Source organism: Achromobacter sp. ACM01 (assembly GCF_014851745.1).
Classification (GTDB): Bacteria; Pseudomonadota; Gammaproteobacteria; order Burkholderiales; family Burkholderiaceae_B; genus Achromobacter; species Achromobacter aegrifaciens.
The window spans coordinates 659,154-675,098 of the sequence record NZ_JACVAF010000002.1 but is presented as its reverse complement, the minus strand read 5'-3'; the positions used below and the strand labels follow the sequence as shown (position 1 = coordinate 675,098).

The 15,945-nt window shown below is 67.7% G+C and carries 17 protein-coding genes; 7 read left to right on the top strand and 10 right to left on the bottom strand.

Annotated elements, in window-relative coordinates:
* Nucleotides 1–35 precede the first annotated feature (35 nt).
* Complete coding sequence (locus tag IB268_RS11575) at nucleotides 36–827, bottom strand: amino acid ABC transporter substrate-binding protein (protein ID WP_054454547.1); 792 nt, start codon at nucleotides 825–827, stop codon at nucleotides 36–38.
* A 116-nt stretch (nucleotides 828–943) separates the two neighbouring features.
* Nucleotides 944–1,816, bottom strand: a complete 873-nt coding sequence (locus IB268_RS11570) for a LysR family transcriptional regulator (protein WP_054454549.1) — start codon at nucleotides 1,814–1,816, stop codon at nucleotides 944–946.
* A 185-nt stretch (nucleotides 1,817–2,001) separates the two neighbouring features.
* Here IB268_RS11570 and IB268_RS11565 point away from each other — a divergent pair, with 185 nt between their 5' ends.
* The 7 genes from IB268_RS11565 to argE are packed head-to-tail and all read left to right on the top strand — an operon-like array spanning nucleotide 2,002 to nucleotide 7,544.
* Nucleotides 2,002–2,853: a transporter substrate-binding domain-containing protein gene (locus IB268_RS11565; protein ID WP_192354268.1), complete on the top strand. Its 852-nt coding sequence runs from the start codon at nucleotides 2,002–2,004 to the stop codon at nucleotides 2,851–2,853.
* An 11-nt stretch (nucleotides 2,854–2,864) separates the two neighbouring features.
* Nucleotides 2,865–3,545 carry an amino acid ABC transporter permease gene (locus IB268_RS11560; RefSeq protein ID WP_054454554.1) on the top strand — a complete coding sequence of 227 codons (681 nt, stop codon included), beginning with the start codon at nucleotides 2,865–2,867 and terminating at the stop codon, nucleotides 3,543–3,545.
* Nucleotides 3,535–4,197 (top strand): amino acid ABC transporter permease, encoded by a 663-nt coding sequence (locus tag IB268_RS11555; protein WP_088140317.1) that lies wholly within the window; start codon nucleotides 3,535–3,537, stop codon nucleotides 4,195–4,197. The genes IB268_RS11560 and IB268_RS11555 overlap by 11 nt, the downstream gene beginning before the upstream one ends.
* Before the next feature lie 27 nt (nucleotides 4,198–4,224).
* On the top strand, nucleotides 4,225–5,184 hold the full coding sequence (locus IB268_RS11550) for an agmatinase (protein ID WP_054454560.1): 960 nt from the start codon (nucleotides 4,225–4,227) through the stop codon (nucleotides 5,182–5,184).
* 14 nt (nucleotides 5,185–5,198) lie between these two features.
* The gene (locus IB268_RS11545; protein ID WP_054454887.1) at nucleotides 5,199–5,924 is read left to right on the top strand and encodes an amino acid ABC transporter ATP-binding protein; all 726 of its coding nucleotides are present in this window, start codon (nucleotides 5,199–5,201) and stop codon (nucleotides 5,922–5,924) included.
* A gap of 45 nt (nucleotides 5,925–5,969) precedes the next feature.
* Entirely contained in the window at nucleotides 5,970–6,380 is a 411-nt protein-coding gene (locus IB268_RS11540) for a RidA family protein (RefSeq protein WP_119451512.1), read from the top strand.
* A 12-nt stretch (nucleotides 6,381–6,392) separates the two neighbouring features.
* Nucleotides 6,393–7,544: an acetylornithine deacetylase gene (gene argE / locus IB268_RS11535; RefSeq protein WP_175213331.1), complete on the top strand. Its 1,152-nt coding sequence runs from the start codon at nucleotides 6,393–6,395 to the stop codon at nucleotides 7,542–7,544.
* 60 nt (nucleotides 7,545–7,604) lie between these two features.
* Here the strand turns inward: argE and IB268_RS11530 are convergent, their stop codons facing one another.
* The 8 genes from IB268_RS11530 to IB268_RS11495 form a co-directional block, all read right to left on the bottom strand.
* Nucleotides 7,605–8,567 (bottom strand): tripartite tricarboxylate transporter substrate binding protein, encoded by a 963-nt coding sequence (locus IB268_RS11530; protein ID WP_225591357.1) that lies wholly within the window; start codon nucleotides 8,565–8,567, stop codon nucleotides 7,605–7,607.
* Nucleotides 8,568–8,701: 134 nt separating this feature from the next.
* Entirely contained in the window at nucleotides 8,702–10,297 is a 1,596-nt protein-coding gene (locus IB268_RS11525; protein WP_192354266.1) for a sulfatase-like hydrolase/transferase, read from the bottom strand.
* Nucleotides 10,294–11,979, bottom strand: a complete 1,686-nt coding sequence (locus IB268_RS11520; RefSeq protein WP_192354265.1) for a bifunctional 3-(3-hydroxy-phenyl)propionate/3-hydroxycinnamic acid hydroxylase — start codon at nucleotides 11,977–11,979, stop codon at nucleotides 10,294–10,296. The genes IB268_RS11525 and IB268_RS11520 overlap by 4 nt, the downstream gene beginning before the upstream one ends.
* A 54-nt stretch (nucleotides 11,980–12,033) precedes the next feature.
* Nucleotides 12,034–12,876, bottom strand: coding sequence for an alpha/beta fold hydrolase (locus tag IB268_RS11515; protein ID WP_192354264.1), 843 nt, complete (start codon nucleotides 12,874–12,876; stop codon nucleotides 12,034–12,036).
* A 12-nt stretch (nucleotides 12,877–12,888) separates the two neighbouring features.
* Nucleotides 12,889–13,491, bottom strand: a complete 603-nt coding sequence (locus IB268_RS11510; protein ID WP_119451517.1) for an amino acid synthesis family protein — start codon at nucleotides 13,489–13,491, stop codon at nucleotides 12,889–12,891.
* A gap of 49 nt (nucleotides 13,492–13,540) precedes the next feature.
* Nucleotides 13,541–14,026, bottom strand: coding sequence for a VOC family protein (locus tag IB268_RS11505; protein WP_054454578.1), 486 nt, complete (start codon nucleotides 14,024–14,026; stop codon nucleotides 13,541–13,543).
* Nucleotides 14,027–14,045: 19 nt separating this feature from the next.
* Nucleotides 14,046–15,089 (bottom strand): glycosyl hydrolase, encoded by a 1,044-nt coding sequence (locus tag IB268_RS11500; protein WP_054454580.1) that lies wholly within the window; start codon nucleotides 15,087–15,089, stop codon nucleotides 14,046–14,048.
* Between the two features lie 30 nt (nucleotides 15,090–15,119).
* Complete coding sequence (locus IB268_RS11495) at nucleotides 15,120–15,914, bottom strand: SDR family NAD(P)-dependent oxidoreductase (RefSeq protein WP_054454582.1); 795 nt, start codon at nucleotides 15,912–15,914, stop codon at nucleotides 15,120–15,122.
* Nucleotides 15,915–15,945 lie beyond the last annotated feature (31 nt).

The window sequence follows — 15,945 nt, the reverse complement described above, 5'->3', positions numbered from 1 at the left end:
GCCCGGGCCCAATGGCCGCGGACGCCGCCCGCCCCTTACTTGATGATGTTGGCGCCGAACCACTGGGTGGCGATGCGGCCGGCGGTGCCGTCCTGCTTCATCGAGTCCAGGGTCTTGTCCAGCTTGCCCAGCAGCTCGGTGTCGTCCTTGCGCACGCCGACGCCGTAGTCTTCGGTGCCGAAGTTCTCGTCCAGGACGCGGTATTCGCCGGCGCGCTTGCTGATCAGGTAGCGGCCCACCACTTCGTCCACCACGATGGCGTCCAGGCGGCCGGCGGCCAGGTCCATCAGCGCGGTGACGTTGTCGCCGAACTTCTTGACTTCCTTGATCTGGGCGGCGACCGGGTCCTTGGCGATGGCGTCGGTGGCGCTGCTGCCGTCCTGGGCGCCCACGACCTTGCCTGCCAGGTCAGCCTTGAGCTTCACGGGCGAGGCGTTGCCGACGATGATGATCTGGTGGTTGGCCATGTAGGGCGCGGTGAAGCTGATGTTCTTCTTGCGCTCTTCGGTGATGGTCAGGCCGTTCCACAGCACGTCGACGCGCTTGCCGTTGAGTTCGGCTTCCTTGGCGCTCCAGTCGATGGGCTTGAACTCCACTTCCAGGCCCAGGCGCTTGCTGGCTTCCTTGGCCATGTCGATGTCAAAACCGACGATCTGGTTGTTCGAATCGCGGAAACCCATCGGCGGGAAGTTGTCATCCAGGCCAACCACGACCTTCTTGGCGGCGGCAGGCGCCTGCGCGCTGGCGGCGGGCGCATTGTCGCTGGGACCGCAAGCGGTCAGCAGCGCGGTTGCGGAAGCGAGGAGTACAGCTGTCAGTTTTTTCATCGTTATGGATGCGCCGGGCGCAAGAATGAAGAATGCCGGAATGGCCAGTCAAAAAGCCGCGAGCCGGTATTTTAGCCTCCCCCGCGACCGCGGGCGCGGACCCGGGCTGGCGTGCGCTATTGCGCCGGGTGGAAACGCTCCAGCAGGCGCAGGAACAGTTCCACGGCGCGCGAGCCCGGGCGCGACACCTCGGTGATTGCGCAGAGGGTGTTTTCGTAGGTGGGTCCGCCCGGCAGGCGGGTCAGGGCGTGGCGGCGCGAGACCGAATCTGCGTAGTGGGCGGGCAGCAGGCCCACGCAGTGACCGGACGACACCAGCATGGCGATGGCCTCCAGCCCGGTGGCCTCCGGCCCGCGGGCAAAGCCGTAAACGCCCAGCGCGTCGTGCACGAATGGGTGCGAACGGTAGACCAGCGGCAGGTCGCGGGCCTGGCGCACGCTGCCGCGCGCCACGAAGATCTGGTGGCGCTCGATGAACAGCCGCTGATAGTTGAAGCCGCTTTCCCGCCGGTACATGCCGCGGATGGCGACCTGCACCCGCCGCTCGCGCAGCGCCTGGTCCAGCTCGTTGAAGGTCATGACGGTGAGTTCGACCTTGACGTCGGGCGCCTCGACGCGCATGGCCGCCAGGGCTTCCGGGATATGGCAGTCGGCGTCGGTGATGACGTGCTCGACCATGCCGATGGACAGGGTGCCCGACAGCACGCCGCGCACCGCGTCGATTTCGGGACGGATCCGCTCCAGCGATTTCAGGGCATCGCGGGCCAGCTCCAGGGCGACCTTGCCAGCTTGCGTGAGTTCAAAGCCCGAGGGGCCGCGGTCGCACAGCCGCACGCCCAGGGTTTCCTCGACCTCGCGCACGTGCCGGCTGATGGACGCCTTGGACATATGCAGCTGTTTTTCCGCCGCCGCGAAGCCGTTGGCCTGGGCCACGGCGCAGAAGATCCGCAGGGAACGCAGGTCGCGTTCGGTGAACTCGGGACGGGACAAGGCGGCGGCTCTGAAAAGGTATCGGTTTTCGAAACCATACCACTAAAAAAATCATTTTTCACAACCCAACCCGGCAGATACAGTGGGTCCAGCACTGGCGTCCAGGGGCGCAGACCCCGGCACATTCCGCAAGGGATATCCGCCGGCCCAGTGCCGGAACCATGACGACATACAAGGGAAAAATCATGCAGAACCTGTCCAGAAGGCGTTTTGTCGCGACTACGCTCGCAGCCGGGGCCGCGCTGGCCCTGCCCTCGCTGTCCTACGCCGAGGGCGGATCGCTGGCCGACATCAAGAAGCGCGGCAAGCTGACCGTGGGCACAGAAGCCGCCTACGAACCGTTCGAATTCGTCGAGAACGGCAAGGTCGTGGGCTATGGGCACGACGTGCTCCAGCTGATGGCGGCCAAGCTCGGCGTGCAGCTGGAACAGATGAACCTGCCGTTCCAGGGTCTGTTGCCGGGCCTGATGTCGCGCAAGTTCGATTTTGTCGCGACCAGCGTGGGCATCACCCCCGAACGCGCCCGCCGCTTCGCCTTCACCCAGCCCGTGGGCGTGGTGCGTTCGGTGCTGATGGTGCGGGTGGACGATGCGTCCATCAAGCAGGGCATGGATATCGCCGGCAAGATCATCGGGACCCAGATGGGCTCGTCTTCCCAGCCGGTGGCCGAAGAATTCGAAAAGCGGCTGAAGGAAAAGAACGGCAAGGGCTATGCCGACACCAAGCTGTTCCAGGCCTACCCGGACGTCTCCAACGCCTTGGCCAACAAGACCGTGGACGTGGCGCTGATGCCCTCGAACATCGCGGCCGTGCAGATGCGCAAGCAGCCGGGAGCGTTCCGCATCGCCGGCGAGATCGGCCAGGCCAAGCTGCTGGCATGGGTCGCCAACCCCAAGGACCTGGAGATCCGCCAGTTCATCAACGACACCTTCGACGAACTGCGCGCCAGCAACCAACTGCTGGAGCTGCAGAAGAAGTGGTTCGGCGCCCCCATGGACACGCCGCGCGCCAACTACCTGCCTGACGGCGCGATCTAGGCGGACCTCCCATGCTGGATTGGTTGAATCAGAACGGCGCCCTGGCGCCGTTCCTGCACGGCGTCGTCTCGGGCACGGCGATCACCCTGGCGGCATCGGTGGCGGCGTTCGCCATCGGCATCTGCCTGGGGGTCGCGCTGCTGCTGGCGCGCCTGTCCCCCTACGCGCCCTTGCGCGGGCTGGTCATGTTCTGGGTCAGCGCCATACGCGGCACGCCCGCGCTCATCCATATGCTGATCGCCTACTACGTGGTGCCGCCCCTGCTGGGCATCTCCGTGTCGCCGCTGGCGGCCGGGATCGGCGCGCTGGCCTGTAACACCAGCGCCTACATCGTCGAGATCCTGCGCGGGGCGCTGGGCACGCTGTCGCCCGGCCAGGTGGCGGCCGCGCGCGCGCTGGGCATGCGCAGCCGGCAGATCTGGCGCCACGTGCTGCTGCCGCAGGTGTTCTACCGCGCCATCCCGCCCCTGACCAGCGAACTCACCATACTGCTGAAGGCCTCGTCGCTGATGTCCATCATCGCCGTTCCGGAGCTGGCCACCGTGGCGCGCAACGCCACGCTGCAAAGCGACCTGCCGCTGCAGGTGTTCACCGTGACGGCCGCGGTGTACTTCATCATTCTTTTCTGCCTGTCGGCCGCCTCGCGCCTGTGCGAGCGCCGCGTGTCCAGGATGCTGCCCAATGCCCATTGATCTCTCCATCGTCGGGCAGTCCGTCCCGGTCCTGCTCAAGGGCCTGCGGATCACCGCCCTGGTCAGTCTCATCGGAATTCCGCTGGGCATCCTGATCGGCACGATCGCGGCCTATGCCGCGCAGTCGCGCAGCCTGCTGCGGCCAGTGGCCCTGGCCTACGTCGAACTGGTGCGCAACATCCCGTACCTGATCCTCGTGTACCTGTCGTTCTTCGGCCTGCCCAAGCTGGGGGTGCCGGCCTCGGCGATGTCGGTCGCCATCGGCTGCACCGCCTTCTACACCGGCGGCTACTTCTGCGAGGTGCTGCGCGCCGCGTTGAAGAGCGTGCCGCGCGGCCAGACCAGCGCCGCCCTGTCGCTGGGCATGACCTACTGGCAGACGCAGCGCCACATCGTCGTGCCCCAGCTGTTCGGCTTTCTCATCCCGCCCACCACCAGCCTGGTCATCATGATGTTCAAGGACTCGGCGATCTTCTCGGTGATGAGCCTGCCGGAAATGACTTACCAGAGCAATCTGCTCACGGCCAACACCTTCGCCTACCTGGAAGTGCTGGGCACCACCGCCCTCATCTACTGGGTGTGCAGCGTGCTGATGGCCGGCACGGGCCGCCGCCTGGAAACCCTGGTCCGCCGCAAGACGCGCCAGGCCTGATCCTCCCACCATCAAGGAAACGAGAACATGAGCACCTATACGGTCCCTCCCCGCACCGGCCACCCCACCCTGCTGTACTCCACGCTGGCGCTGGACCTGGAAAATCTGCAGGCCGATGTCGCCGTGCTGGGCATGCCCTACGGCTCGCCCTATTCGGCCGCGGACTTCAGCAACGACCAGACCAATGCGCCCACGGCGATCCGCCAGGCGACCGACCGCGTGGTGCGCCGCCCCGGCCACTACGATTTCGACATCGACGGGCCGCTGCTGCAAGGCCGCGACGACATCCGCTTCGTGGATTGCGGCGACATCATCCCCGACCTGTCCAAGCCCCGCGGCGAACACTATGAACGCGCCGAGGCCGCGGTGCGGCGCATCGCCGCCGCGGGCGCCGTGCCCATCGTGCTGGGCGGCGACCACGGCATCACCACGCCCGTCCTGCGCGGCCTGGACCAGCAGGGTCCGATCACGCTGGTGCACATCGACGCCCACCTGGACTGGCGCGACGACGTCAACGGCGTGCGCGACGGGTTGTCCAGCCCTATCCGGCGCGCCTCCGAAATGGCGCACGTGGACCGCATCATCCAGATCGGCCTGCGCGCCCAGGGCAGCGGCCGCCCCGAAGAGCTGGAAGCGGCGCGCGCCTATGGCGCCGAACTGGTCACCGCGTACGAACTGCATGACATCGGCATGGACGCGGTGCTCGAGCGCATTCCGGACGGCGGCAATTACTACCTGACCATCGACGCCGACGGCATGGATCCCGCCACCATGCCGGCGGTCGCCGGCCCGGCCCCGGGCGGCGTCACCTTCGTCCAGGCCCGCAAGCTGATCCACGGCCTGGTGCGCAAGGGCCGCGTGGTGGGCATGGACATCGTCGAAATCCAGCCCGAAAAGGACCTGAACCAGATTTCCTGCATCACGGCCGGCCGGCTGATCCTCAATCTCATCGGCGCGTCCATCCGCGCAGGGCATTACGACAAATGAACGCGCCCGCCCCCATCATCGAAATCCGCGGCGTGGACAAGTTCTACGGCAGCCACCAGGTGCTCAAGCAATGCTCGACGCGCGTGAACCGGGGCGAGATCGTGGTGGTCTGCGGGCCGTCCGGCTCCGGCAAATCCACCCTCATCAAGACCGTCAACGCGCTCGAACCGATCCAGGCAGGCGACATCCTGATCGACGGCGCCTCGGTGACGGGCGCCACCGACCTGCCCAAGCTGCGCACCAAGGTCGGCATGGTGTTCCAGCACTTCGAGCTGTTTCCGCACCTGGACATCATGCGCAACCTGACCCTGGCGCAGCAGATCGTGCTGGGGCGGGATATCGGCTCGGCCCGCGCCAAGGCCGGCGCGCTGCTGGAACGCGTGGGCCTGTCCGCCCATGCCGGCAAGCATCCGGGCCAGCTGTCCGGCGGCCAGCAGCAGCGCGTAGCCATCGCCCGCGCGCTCTCGATGGATCCGATGGCCATGCTGTTTGACGAACCGACCTCCGCGCTGGACCCCGAGATGGTCAATGAAGTGCTGGACGTGATGGTGGAGCTGGCCGAGGAAGGCATGACCATGATGGTCGTCACCCATGAGATGGGCTTTGCGCGCCGCGTAGCCAATCGCGTGGTCTTCATGGAAGACGGCGCCATCATCGAGGACTGCCCCACGGACAGCTTCTTCCGCGACGCGGCCAGCCCCCAGGCGCGCCGTTTTCTTTCCAAGATCCTTCCCCACTGACGGCCGGATAGCCGCCAGATCCATCCGACCGCATCAGGACTCAATATGGCCCACACCCGCATCCGCAAATTCAATACTCGCCAAACCTATCCCGAACAACGCCTGGACAACGACCTGTGCCAAGCCGTGATCGCCGGCAACACCGTGTTCCTGCGCGGCCAGATCGGCCAGGACCTGGACACCCGGGAATCGGTGGGCGTCGGCGACGTGGCCGCCCAGGCCGAAAAAGCCATGGCCAACGTCGCCATGCTGCTGCAGGAATGCGGCAGCGAACTCTCGCACATATGCAAGCTCACCGTCTATCTGGTCGACGTGCGCTACCGCGAAGAGGTCTACAACGTGGTTGGCCGCTGGCTCAAGGGCGTGTTCCCCGTTTCCACCGGTATCGTGGTCTCGGCCCTGGCCCGGCCCGAATGGCTGGTGGAAATCGACGTGACGGCGGTCATTCCGGGCTGAGGCGGCAACGCCATGCCTACCGCTTCCGAGGCGCTGCTGGCGCGCCTGATCGCCTTCGACACGGTGACCCTCACGCCCAACCTGGCGCTGATCGAGGCCGTGCGCGAGCTGCTGGCGGCGCACGGCATTGCCTGCACGCTGGTGCGCAGCGACGACGGCACCCGCGCCAACCTGCACGCGTCCGTCGGCCCCGCCGATGTTCCGGGCGTGCTGCTGTCGGGACATACCGACGTGGTGCCCGCCGCCGGACAGGCCTGGACCGTGCCGCCCTTCGCGCTGACCGAGCGCGACGGGCTGTTGTATGGCCGCGGCGCAGCGGACATGAAGGGCTTCGTGGCCTGTGCCGTCAACGCGATGCTGCTGGCCAGCAAGCGTCCGTTGCGGCGGCCGCTGCAACTGGCGCTGTCCTACGACGAGGAGATCGGCTGCGTCGGCGTGCGCCGGCTGCTGGACGTCATGGAAATGGCGCCCACCCGGCCCGCGCTGTGCATCGTGGGAGAACCGACCTCCATGCAGATCGCCACCGGCCATAAGGGCAAGATGGCCTTGCGCGCCGTCTGCCAGGGACTCGAAGGCCATTCCGCGCTGGCGCCGCGGGCGCTGAACGCCATCCATCTGGCGTGCGACATGGTCGGCGCCATGCGCGCCCTGCAGGACGAGCTGCAAGCCCATGGCGCGCGCGACCCGGCCTATGAGGTGCCCTATGCAACCGTCCACGCGGGCTGCATCCACGGCGGACGCGCCTTGAACATCGTGCCCAACGAATGCGCGGTCGACTTCGAGATCCGGCATCTGGCCCAGGACGATCCCGACGCGCTGCTTGCGCCCTTGCGCCAGGCGGCCGAGGACATCCGCGATCAGGCGCGCCTGCGTGCGCCCGCCGCGGATATCCGGATAGAGCAGATCAACGCCTATCCGGGGCTGGACACGCACCCGGCCAGCGAGGCCGTGCGTTTCGTGGAATCCCTGCTGCCCGCCGGGACCGGCAAGACCAAGGTGGCTTTCGGCACCGAGGGCGGGCTGTTCACCCGGCACCTGGACGTCCCCGTGGTGGTGTGCGGTCCGGGATCCATCACGCAAGCCCACAAGCCCGACGAATTCATCTCGCGCGCGCAACTCGCCGAGTGCGATGCATTCCTGGAACGGCTGTTGGCGGCGCTATAGCGCCGGCCCCGGCGTTTCCACGTCCCGGGACGCCACCCGCGGCGGCGCCGGGACGCGTGCTCAATCCGGCTTGATGCCAGCGGACTTGATCAGGGTTTCATAGCGGCCGGCCTCTTCCTTCATGGCAGCCAGCGTGGCCTGGGGCGTGGAGCCGCGCACCAGCAGGCCACGCGCTTCGTAGGTCTGGCGAAACGCCGGATCCGCCGTGACCGTCGTCACCGCCTGGTTGATCCGCGCCACCAGCTCGTCCGGCGTCTTGCCGGGAGCGAACAGGGTAAAGACCGTGGACGGGATGCTGCCGGCCTTGCCGCCCGCCTCCTGCAGCGTCGGCACGTCGGGCATCATCGCCGCCCGCTGCGAAGCGCCGGCGACCAGCACGCGGATCTTGCCGGCCTTGTACTGTTCCGACACCGCCAGGCCGCCAGCCATGACGCTGTCCACGTCGCCAGCCATGGTCGCGGTCATGGCCGGCGCCACGCCCTTGAACGGCACATAGGTGAACTGCACGCCTTCGGCGCTGGCCAGCATGGCCATGCCCAGATGGTTCACGTGGCCCTGGCCGCCGGTGCCGACGTTGATGCGTTGCGGATTGGCCCGGGCGTAGTCCATGAACTCCTTGTAGGTCTTGGCCGGAAAGGCATTGCTGACCGCCACGTAAAGCTGCACCTGGCCCAGGTCGGTGACGGGCTTGAAATCCTCCTGCCACCGGTACGGCACCTTGGCGTACAGGAAGGGATTGGTCTCGAGCGCCAGGCGGTCGACCATCAGCAGCGTATTGCCGTCACCCGCCGCCTTGGCGACGTAATCGCTGCCGATGATGGCGTTGGCGCCGGGGCGGTTTTCCACCACCACGGTCTTGCCGCTCTCTTTGAAGAGGCGGTTGCCCAGGTCGCGCGCCAGCACGTCGGGTTCGGTGCCGGGCGGATACGGCACCACGATCTTCACGGTGTCCGACGGCCAGGACTGGGCCGCGGCCTGGCCGGCCGGCACTAGCGCCAGCGCGGCCCACAAGACGGGTTGCAAACAACAACGGTACGGCGATCCCATGGTACTTCCCCTTGTATATGTCGTTTCCCGGAATAGTCCGGCGACTGAGTTGCCGCTCCGGGCCAGGACGGACCCGGGCGGCTGGAAATCCAGATCAGGACCGGTCCGCTTCACCAGCGGCCGATCAGAATGCCCATCATCCGTTCGTGCGCATGCGTGCGCTCGCGTACTTCCTCGTCGGTCTCGGTAGCGCGGCGCTTGAGGCCTTCATGCCAGTCCAGCAGCGCCGAGCGCATCCGTGCCGCCACCGGCGCCATGCCCGGATCGGCGCCCAGGTCATGCAGCTCGCCCGGGTCGTCGCGCAGGTCGAACAATTGCGCGGGATAGCCCTGCCAATGCAGGTACTTGTAGCGCTCGTCGCGCACCATCAGGCCGGTGCACTCGCGCTCGCCGCGTCCCAGGAACAGGCGCGCCTCGCGGTAGGCGTAGTCCAGGCTGCCCACCACGTACTCGCGCGCGGACGGCGCAGACTCCGACACGCCGCGGATCCCCGGCAGCAGCGAGCGGCCCTCGATGCGGTGTTCTTGCCCCGGCAGCGCCAGCGCCTCCAGCACCGTCGGGACGACGTCTATGCATTCGACGAATGCGTCGCTGCGGCTGCCGCGGGTCGCGTCGGCGGCCGGCGCCGGGTCATAGACCAGGCAAGGCACGCGCATCGCGCTGTCGTAGAAGTATTCCTTTTCGCCCAGCCAGTGGTCGCCCAGGTGGTCGCCGTGGTCCGAGGTGAAGAGGATCAGCGTGTCCTTGAGCCGGCCGCGGCGCTCCAGGAAGTCCAGCACCCGGCCGATCTGGTCGTCGATCTGCTTGACCAGCCCCATGTAGACCGGCCGTACGCTGCGCCAGACTTCGTCGCGGGCGAAGGACTGCGACTCTTCCAGCCGCTGGTAGGCGCCATGCACAGGATGGGGGCGCTCCCGCTCCGCCTGCGAGCGCAGGGGCGCCGCGCAGTCTTCCACGCCGTACATGGCGTGGTATGGCGCCGGCGCCTTGTACGGCCAGTGCGGCTTGATGTAGGAAAGATGCAGCGCCCAGGGCTTGTCGCCCTGCCCCTGCATGAAGTCCAGTGCGCGGTCCGTGAGATAGGCCGTCTCGGAATCCGCCGCGTCCACGCGGGCGGGCAGCGGCGCGTTGCGCATCAGCCAGCCGCTGGCGATGCTACCGTCGGCCGCCTGGCTGCCCACCACGTAGTCTTCCCAGGGGCGTTCGCTGTCGTAGCCGCGTTCGCGCAGGTAGCGGCGGTATGGGCTGTCCTTGGCCAGTTCGAAATGGCCGTCGTAACGCTCGATCGGCACGAAGCCGCCTTGCAGGAAACGTTGCTCGTCCTCGGCCGCATAGCCTTTGCCCCGCAATCCGGCGCGGTCGGGCACGAAGTGCGTCTTGCCCAGCAGGTGCAGCGGCAGTCCGGCCTGGGCCAGGTATTCGCCCAGGCACCATTCGTCCACCGGATGCGGCACCCGGTTCCAGGTGACGCGGTGCGACAGCGGATAGCGGCCGGTGTAGTAGGACGCGCGCGACGGGCCGCAGACCGCGGACGTCACGTAGGCGCGGTCGTACTGAACGCCCATGCGTGCCAGCCGGTCGATGTGTGGCGTGCGCAGGGCGCCGGCTCCGCCATAACAGGAAAGGTGATCCGCGCGCAGTTGGTCGCACATGATGAACAGCACGTTGCGGACCGGGTTGCCCGCGGGCTGGACCGGTGCGTTCATGGCTGCGCTCCGTTCAGGATAGCGCCGGGCGCGTGCGACGGCTTGCCTGGCAGCTGGGCGGCCATCTGGGTTGCCCCGGGTACGAAGCGGGCGGCGAAGCGACCCAGGGCGTCGGCCGCGTCCGCGCTGCGGCCCAGCGCCGCGACGTAGCGGTCCGGCCGCACCAGCACCCAGTCCGCGCGGGTGCGCTGGAACCAGAAATGCAGCGCGTTCTCCGTGTCCTGCAACACGGGCAAGGCGCCGGCTTGCAGTTCGTCGGGATCGCAGCCGCTGCGCGCGCGCTGCGCCGCCACGTAGCGGCAGCCCAGCTTGTCCAACTGCGCCCGCAGGGCCGACGGCAGCCCTGCGCGCGGATCGCGGCGCCAGCCTATCAGCGCGAAGCCCGCGCCCAGCGCTTCGTCCAGGCGCAGCGTGGCGCCGTTCTCGCATTCCACCAGCGGCTGGATGAACATGCGGCCGATGCACTCGCGCTGCGTCTTGTCGGCGCTGTCGCCCACCACGCCGCGGCTATAGCGCGGCATGGGCTTGAACTTCATTTGCAGCACATAGTCGCGGATCTTCGGAATATTCCGGATCGACAGGAAGAACGTGTCGCGCAGCGCCGCCAGTACCGGGTTGGTCTGCGACAGCATGGCGCCGAACATGTCGGCCAGCGAAATCATGGCGCGGGCATGGCTGTGGCGTTCGTCGTGGTAGCTCTGCAAGGCGGCCGGGTCCAGGCGGCCCTGCACGATCCAGGCCACCTTCCAGGCCAGGTTGAAAGCGTCGCGCAGACCGGCGTTCAGGCCCTGGCCGATCCAGGGCGGGGTCAGGTGCGCGGCGTCGCCCGCCAGACAGACGCGGCCCGAGACGAAAGTACGCGCCACGCGGGAATTGTGGGTATAGACGCGGGCGCGGATGACGTTCAACCTGGCCGGGTCGGCCACGTGGTGGCGCAGCAGTTCCTGCACCTTTTCCGGCTGCAGCATCTGCTCGCCGTCCTCGCCCGGAAACAGCATGAACTCCCAGCGCCGCAGGCCGTAAGGCAGGCGCAGGCAGACATAGGGGCGGCGCGGCTCGCAATGCAGCGCGGTATAAGGGGCGTCCAGCGGGTCCTGGTCGCATTCGATGACCACCCATTTGCGCGGATGCGTATTGCCGTCGAAGGGCAATTGCAGAAGGCGTTCGCGCACTGTGCTGCGCCCGCCGTCGGCGGCCAGCAGGTATTGCGTGCGGATCTCGCGCTCGGCGCCCTCCGCATCGCGCACCCGCACCGTGACGCCGCGCTCGTCCTGCGCCAGCGACAGCAGCTCGCTGCCCAGTTCCAGCGTCACATGGGGAAAGCGCCGCAGACCGGCGCGCAGGGTGCGTTCGCCCAGCGGCTGCGAAAACAGGTTGCGGCGATACCAGCCGAACTCGCGCGTGGCCGGCAGGATCTCGGCAAAGCAGCGCTTGGTCCGCGTGTACATGCGCATGGGCACGTTCTGGATCATGTCGCGCAGCATTTCATCGGCCAGGCCCGCGCTCTGAAAGGTGCGCATGGCTTCGTCGTCCAGGCCCACCGCGCGCGGATAGTCCAGCACGTCCCGGTTGCGTTCCAGCACCAGCGTTTCCACGCCATAACTGCCCAGCAGATTGGCCAGCGTCACGCCGACCGGCCCGGCGCCCACCACCAGCACCGGCACTTCTACGATATGCGCCATCTCGGCTCTCCCTTGGATTCTTGTCTTTTGCCTGGCGGGTTGCGCTCAGACGCCTCAGGCGCGCCGCAGGAACCCGCCGACGGCCTGCTCGAAGGCGGCCGGCTGATCGTCATGGATGTAATGGCCGGCGCCTTCTATCTCGACCCATTCCACGTTCGGATTGCGCGCCGCCATGTCGCGGGCGGTCTGGGCCTGCAGGTAGTCCGAACGCCCGCCGCGCACGACCAGGGTCGGACAGCCCAGCGCCTGGACCTGCGGCCACAGGTCCACCACGCGCGCCGGATCGGGGTCCAGCCGGGTCGCGGCGATGCCCGCATGGTCGTGGCGCCAGATCCAGCCGCCTGCTCCGTCTTCCTTCAGCATGTGGCGCAGCCGTTCCTCGCGGGCGGCTTCGGTCACGCTGGGCCGCAGCGCGCGCAGGTACTCGCGGGCCGCGGCGATGTCGGGAAAGAACTCGGGCGTTTCGCGCAATTCGCGCTGGATGCGCGCCGCGCCCGCGCTGCCTTCGAAAGCGGCGGGTCCGGCATCCTCGACGATCAGGCGCCGCACGCGCTGCGGATGGCGGGCGGCAAAGACGATGGCGGCGATGCCGCCCATCGAATGGCCGAGCAGATCGAAGCGGTCCAGGCCCAGCGCGTCGGCCACGCCCGCCAGGTCATCCACGTAGGCGTCAGTGTAGTAATTGCGCTGCGGATCCCAACTGCTGGCGCCGCGGCCGCGCTGGTCATAGGCCAGGACGCGGAAATCCGGCTGCAACGCCTGCGCGATGCCGGCGAAGGTCTCGGCATAGCCGCGGATGCCGTGCAGCATGAATAGCGGACGCCCCGCCTGGGGGCCCCACTCGGTCAGGTGCAAAGTCATGCCGTTGACGGCGATAGCGGTGTCGCGGCGTTGCATATCGGCTTCCTTTCAGCAGAGTCCGTCTTTGCCCTGGATTTCGCTGGCGGGGATGCCGCCCAGCCGCGCATGCAGGCGCCCGCGCGTGGCGAACGCGAAGGCGATCAGCACTTCGTCGCGGTTGGGCGCGTCGCCGAACAGCGCGGTCACGCTGTCGTAGTGCGAACGGACATAGAGCGCGTCCTTGTGGGCAAGCGGAATGTCGATGACGGTGCCGGGACCGCCGCGCTTGCCGGTGGAAGGCACCCAGGCCTTGCCGCCGCCGAGCGCCGCGCGCACGGGTTCGGCGAAGATGGTGGTCAACAACGCGTTGCCGTGCTCGTATTCGCCGTCCGTGCCCACCACGCAGGCCTTGCCGTAGCTTTCCAGCGGCTGGCCGCCGGCCGCGGCGATGATGCGCCGGCCGAACTCCTCGCCCAGCATGCCCGAGGGTTCGACATAGCCCGACAGGTCGCGTTCGAAGCGCCCGGCATAGGGGTTGTGCAGCGCGGCCGCGATAACGATCTTGCGCAGCGGCTCGCCGTCGGCCGGTTCGCCGGTTTCAGTAGTGAGGGTGTCGTCGATCTGCAAATACCACTTGCGGATGCGGTAGGGACCGAAGTTGGTGCTGCTCATGGATGCTCCAGAAAATGTGGGATCAGGAAGGGGTGCGCCGTGCGGGCGGTCAAAGCGGGTCCAGCGTCATGGGGACGCTGGGCGCGTTGTGGTCGTGCAGGACCTGCTTGCCCTCTTCGTCGCCGTGCACGGTTTCGCAGAAGAACTCGAAGCGGTGGCCGTCGGGGTCGGTGAAGTACAGCCCGTAGCCGACTTTGTGATCGGTGATTTTCACGACGTCCACGCCCTTGGCCAGCAACATGCCGTAGAGGCGGCGCAGCTCGTCCACGTCGCCCTCGATCTCCAGCCCGTAGTGCTGCATGTTGACGGGGCCGCGGGCGGGCTCGCCTTCGGCCGCGCGGATCAGGGCGATGTCGTGGTGCTTGCGCCCAAAGGACAGGAACACCCATTGCTCGCCGCGCGCGGTCTCCTGCATGCCGAGCACGGATTCGTACCAGGGCGCCGACGCGAACGGGTCGCGCACGAACAGGGCCAGGTGGGTGCGCGCGATGCGCGGCCGGCGGTCTGCCGGCGCAAGCGTGGTGTTGGTGGACATGGCGGTCTCGGGCGGGTTGTCAGTTGATGGACTGGGGGTGCGCGGTCACGGGCGCGGCGTACGGCGTCCAGGCCACGGCGGTGATTTCGCTGAAATCGCGCCATTCCTTGAACCAGCTGCGGCCGCCGTCGGTGGAGCGGAACAGATGGCCGTACTTGGTGCCGGCGAACGCCAGCCGCGGGTCGGCGGCGTGCACGCCGAAGGCCCAGAAGGTGGAATTTGGCGGCGTGTGCAGCAGCGCCGGCTGCCAGTTTCGGCCGCGGTCGGACGAACGGTAGATCCTGCTGCGCGTGCCTGGCGTGCCGTCGCCGATGGCCAGCAGCAGCGTGTCGGGATCGTCCGGCAGCGCCTGCACCGTGCGGGTGTAGTACATGCCGTCAAAGCGCGACTTGGAAGCCACGCCATTCCAGCGCCGGGCGTCGTCCTCGCTGAGATAGACGGAGTTCACCGTCAGCACCATGGCGGTCTTGGGCGCGGCGGCCGTGGCCGGCAGGACAGCTACGCAATGGATGTCGGGGTTGGCGATGGCATCGGCATTGCCTTCATCGTCCTCGCGCGACCAGGTATCGCCGCCGTCGCGGCTGCGCCACAAGCCCCCTTCTTCGACGCCGAACCAGACCTCGCGGCCGTCATCCGGATCCACGCAGACCGACAGGATGCGCGGGCGGTTCACGCCGCGGCAGAACTCCGGCAGTTCGGGCGACAGGCGCTGCCAGCTGGCGCCGCCGTCCACCGAACGGAACATCGCTGCGCGCGACGGCGCGCCGGTGCCCGCGTACATGCGCCGCGGATCCGTGGGATCGATGGCCATGGCCCAGACGGTCATGCCGTTCATGGGGCTGTCCACCCGCGTGAAATGCGCGCCGCCGTCGGTGCTGACACACATGCCGGCGTCGGCCCCGGCAAAGACGCGGCGCGGGTCGGCCGGGTCCACGGCCAGGCTGCGCACCGTGCCGTCGAACTCGATGGCTTCCTTCAGCCCCAGGCGGTGCCAGGTGGCGCCATCGTCCACGCTGCGCAGTATTCCTTGGCCGGCGGTGCCGACCAGTATCGTGCCTTGCATATCCAGACTCCCCGAATGAGGTTCAGCGGTTCAAAGAAAGATGCCGCGCGTGATGCCGCCATCCACCCCCAGCGATTCGCCGGTGATGGCCCCTGCCCGCGGCGATGCCAGGAACAGCACCGCGTCGGCGATCTCGGCCGGCTGCAGCACCCGGCGTATGGGCGTGGCCTTGGCATAGTTGGCCTCGACCTGGGCGGGGGTCAGCCCCTGCTTGGCGGCTTCCTTTTCGTACAGTTCATGGATGTGGGGCGTCTCTACCACGCCCGGATGGATCACGTTGACCGTGATGCCATGCGGACCCAGCTGGTCCGACAGGGTCTTGGTCATGTGGCAGATGGCCACGTTGCGCATGCCCGAAAGCTGCTTGCTGCCGCGCCCGGTCAGGCCGCCGATGTTGACGATGCGGCCAAAGCCGCCCTGGCGCATGTGCGGCGCCGCAGCCTTGGCGCAGCGCATGTAGCCCACGACCTTGATGTTGATGTCTTCCAGCAAGCCTTCGGGATCGGCCTCGTCGATCTCGCTGCGCACCAGGCCGCCGGGGTGGGCCGCACCATTGACCAGGATGTCGATGCGGCCAAAGTGTTCGGCCACGCGCTGCATCATCGCGTTGACCTGGGCGGTGTCCGACACGTCGGCCGCCACGCCCAGCACTTCCACGCCCGTGGCCCGGGTGATTTCAGCCGCCACTTCGTCCAGCTGCGCCTGGCGGCGCGCCACGATGGCCACACGCACGCCCTCGGCGGCCAGCGCTTCGGTCACCGCGCGCCCGATGCCCAGGCTGCCGCCCGTGACCACCGCGACTTTCCCCTTGAGTTGCAAGTCCATGCTTTGATGCTCCTTATATATATGGCGGCGC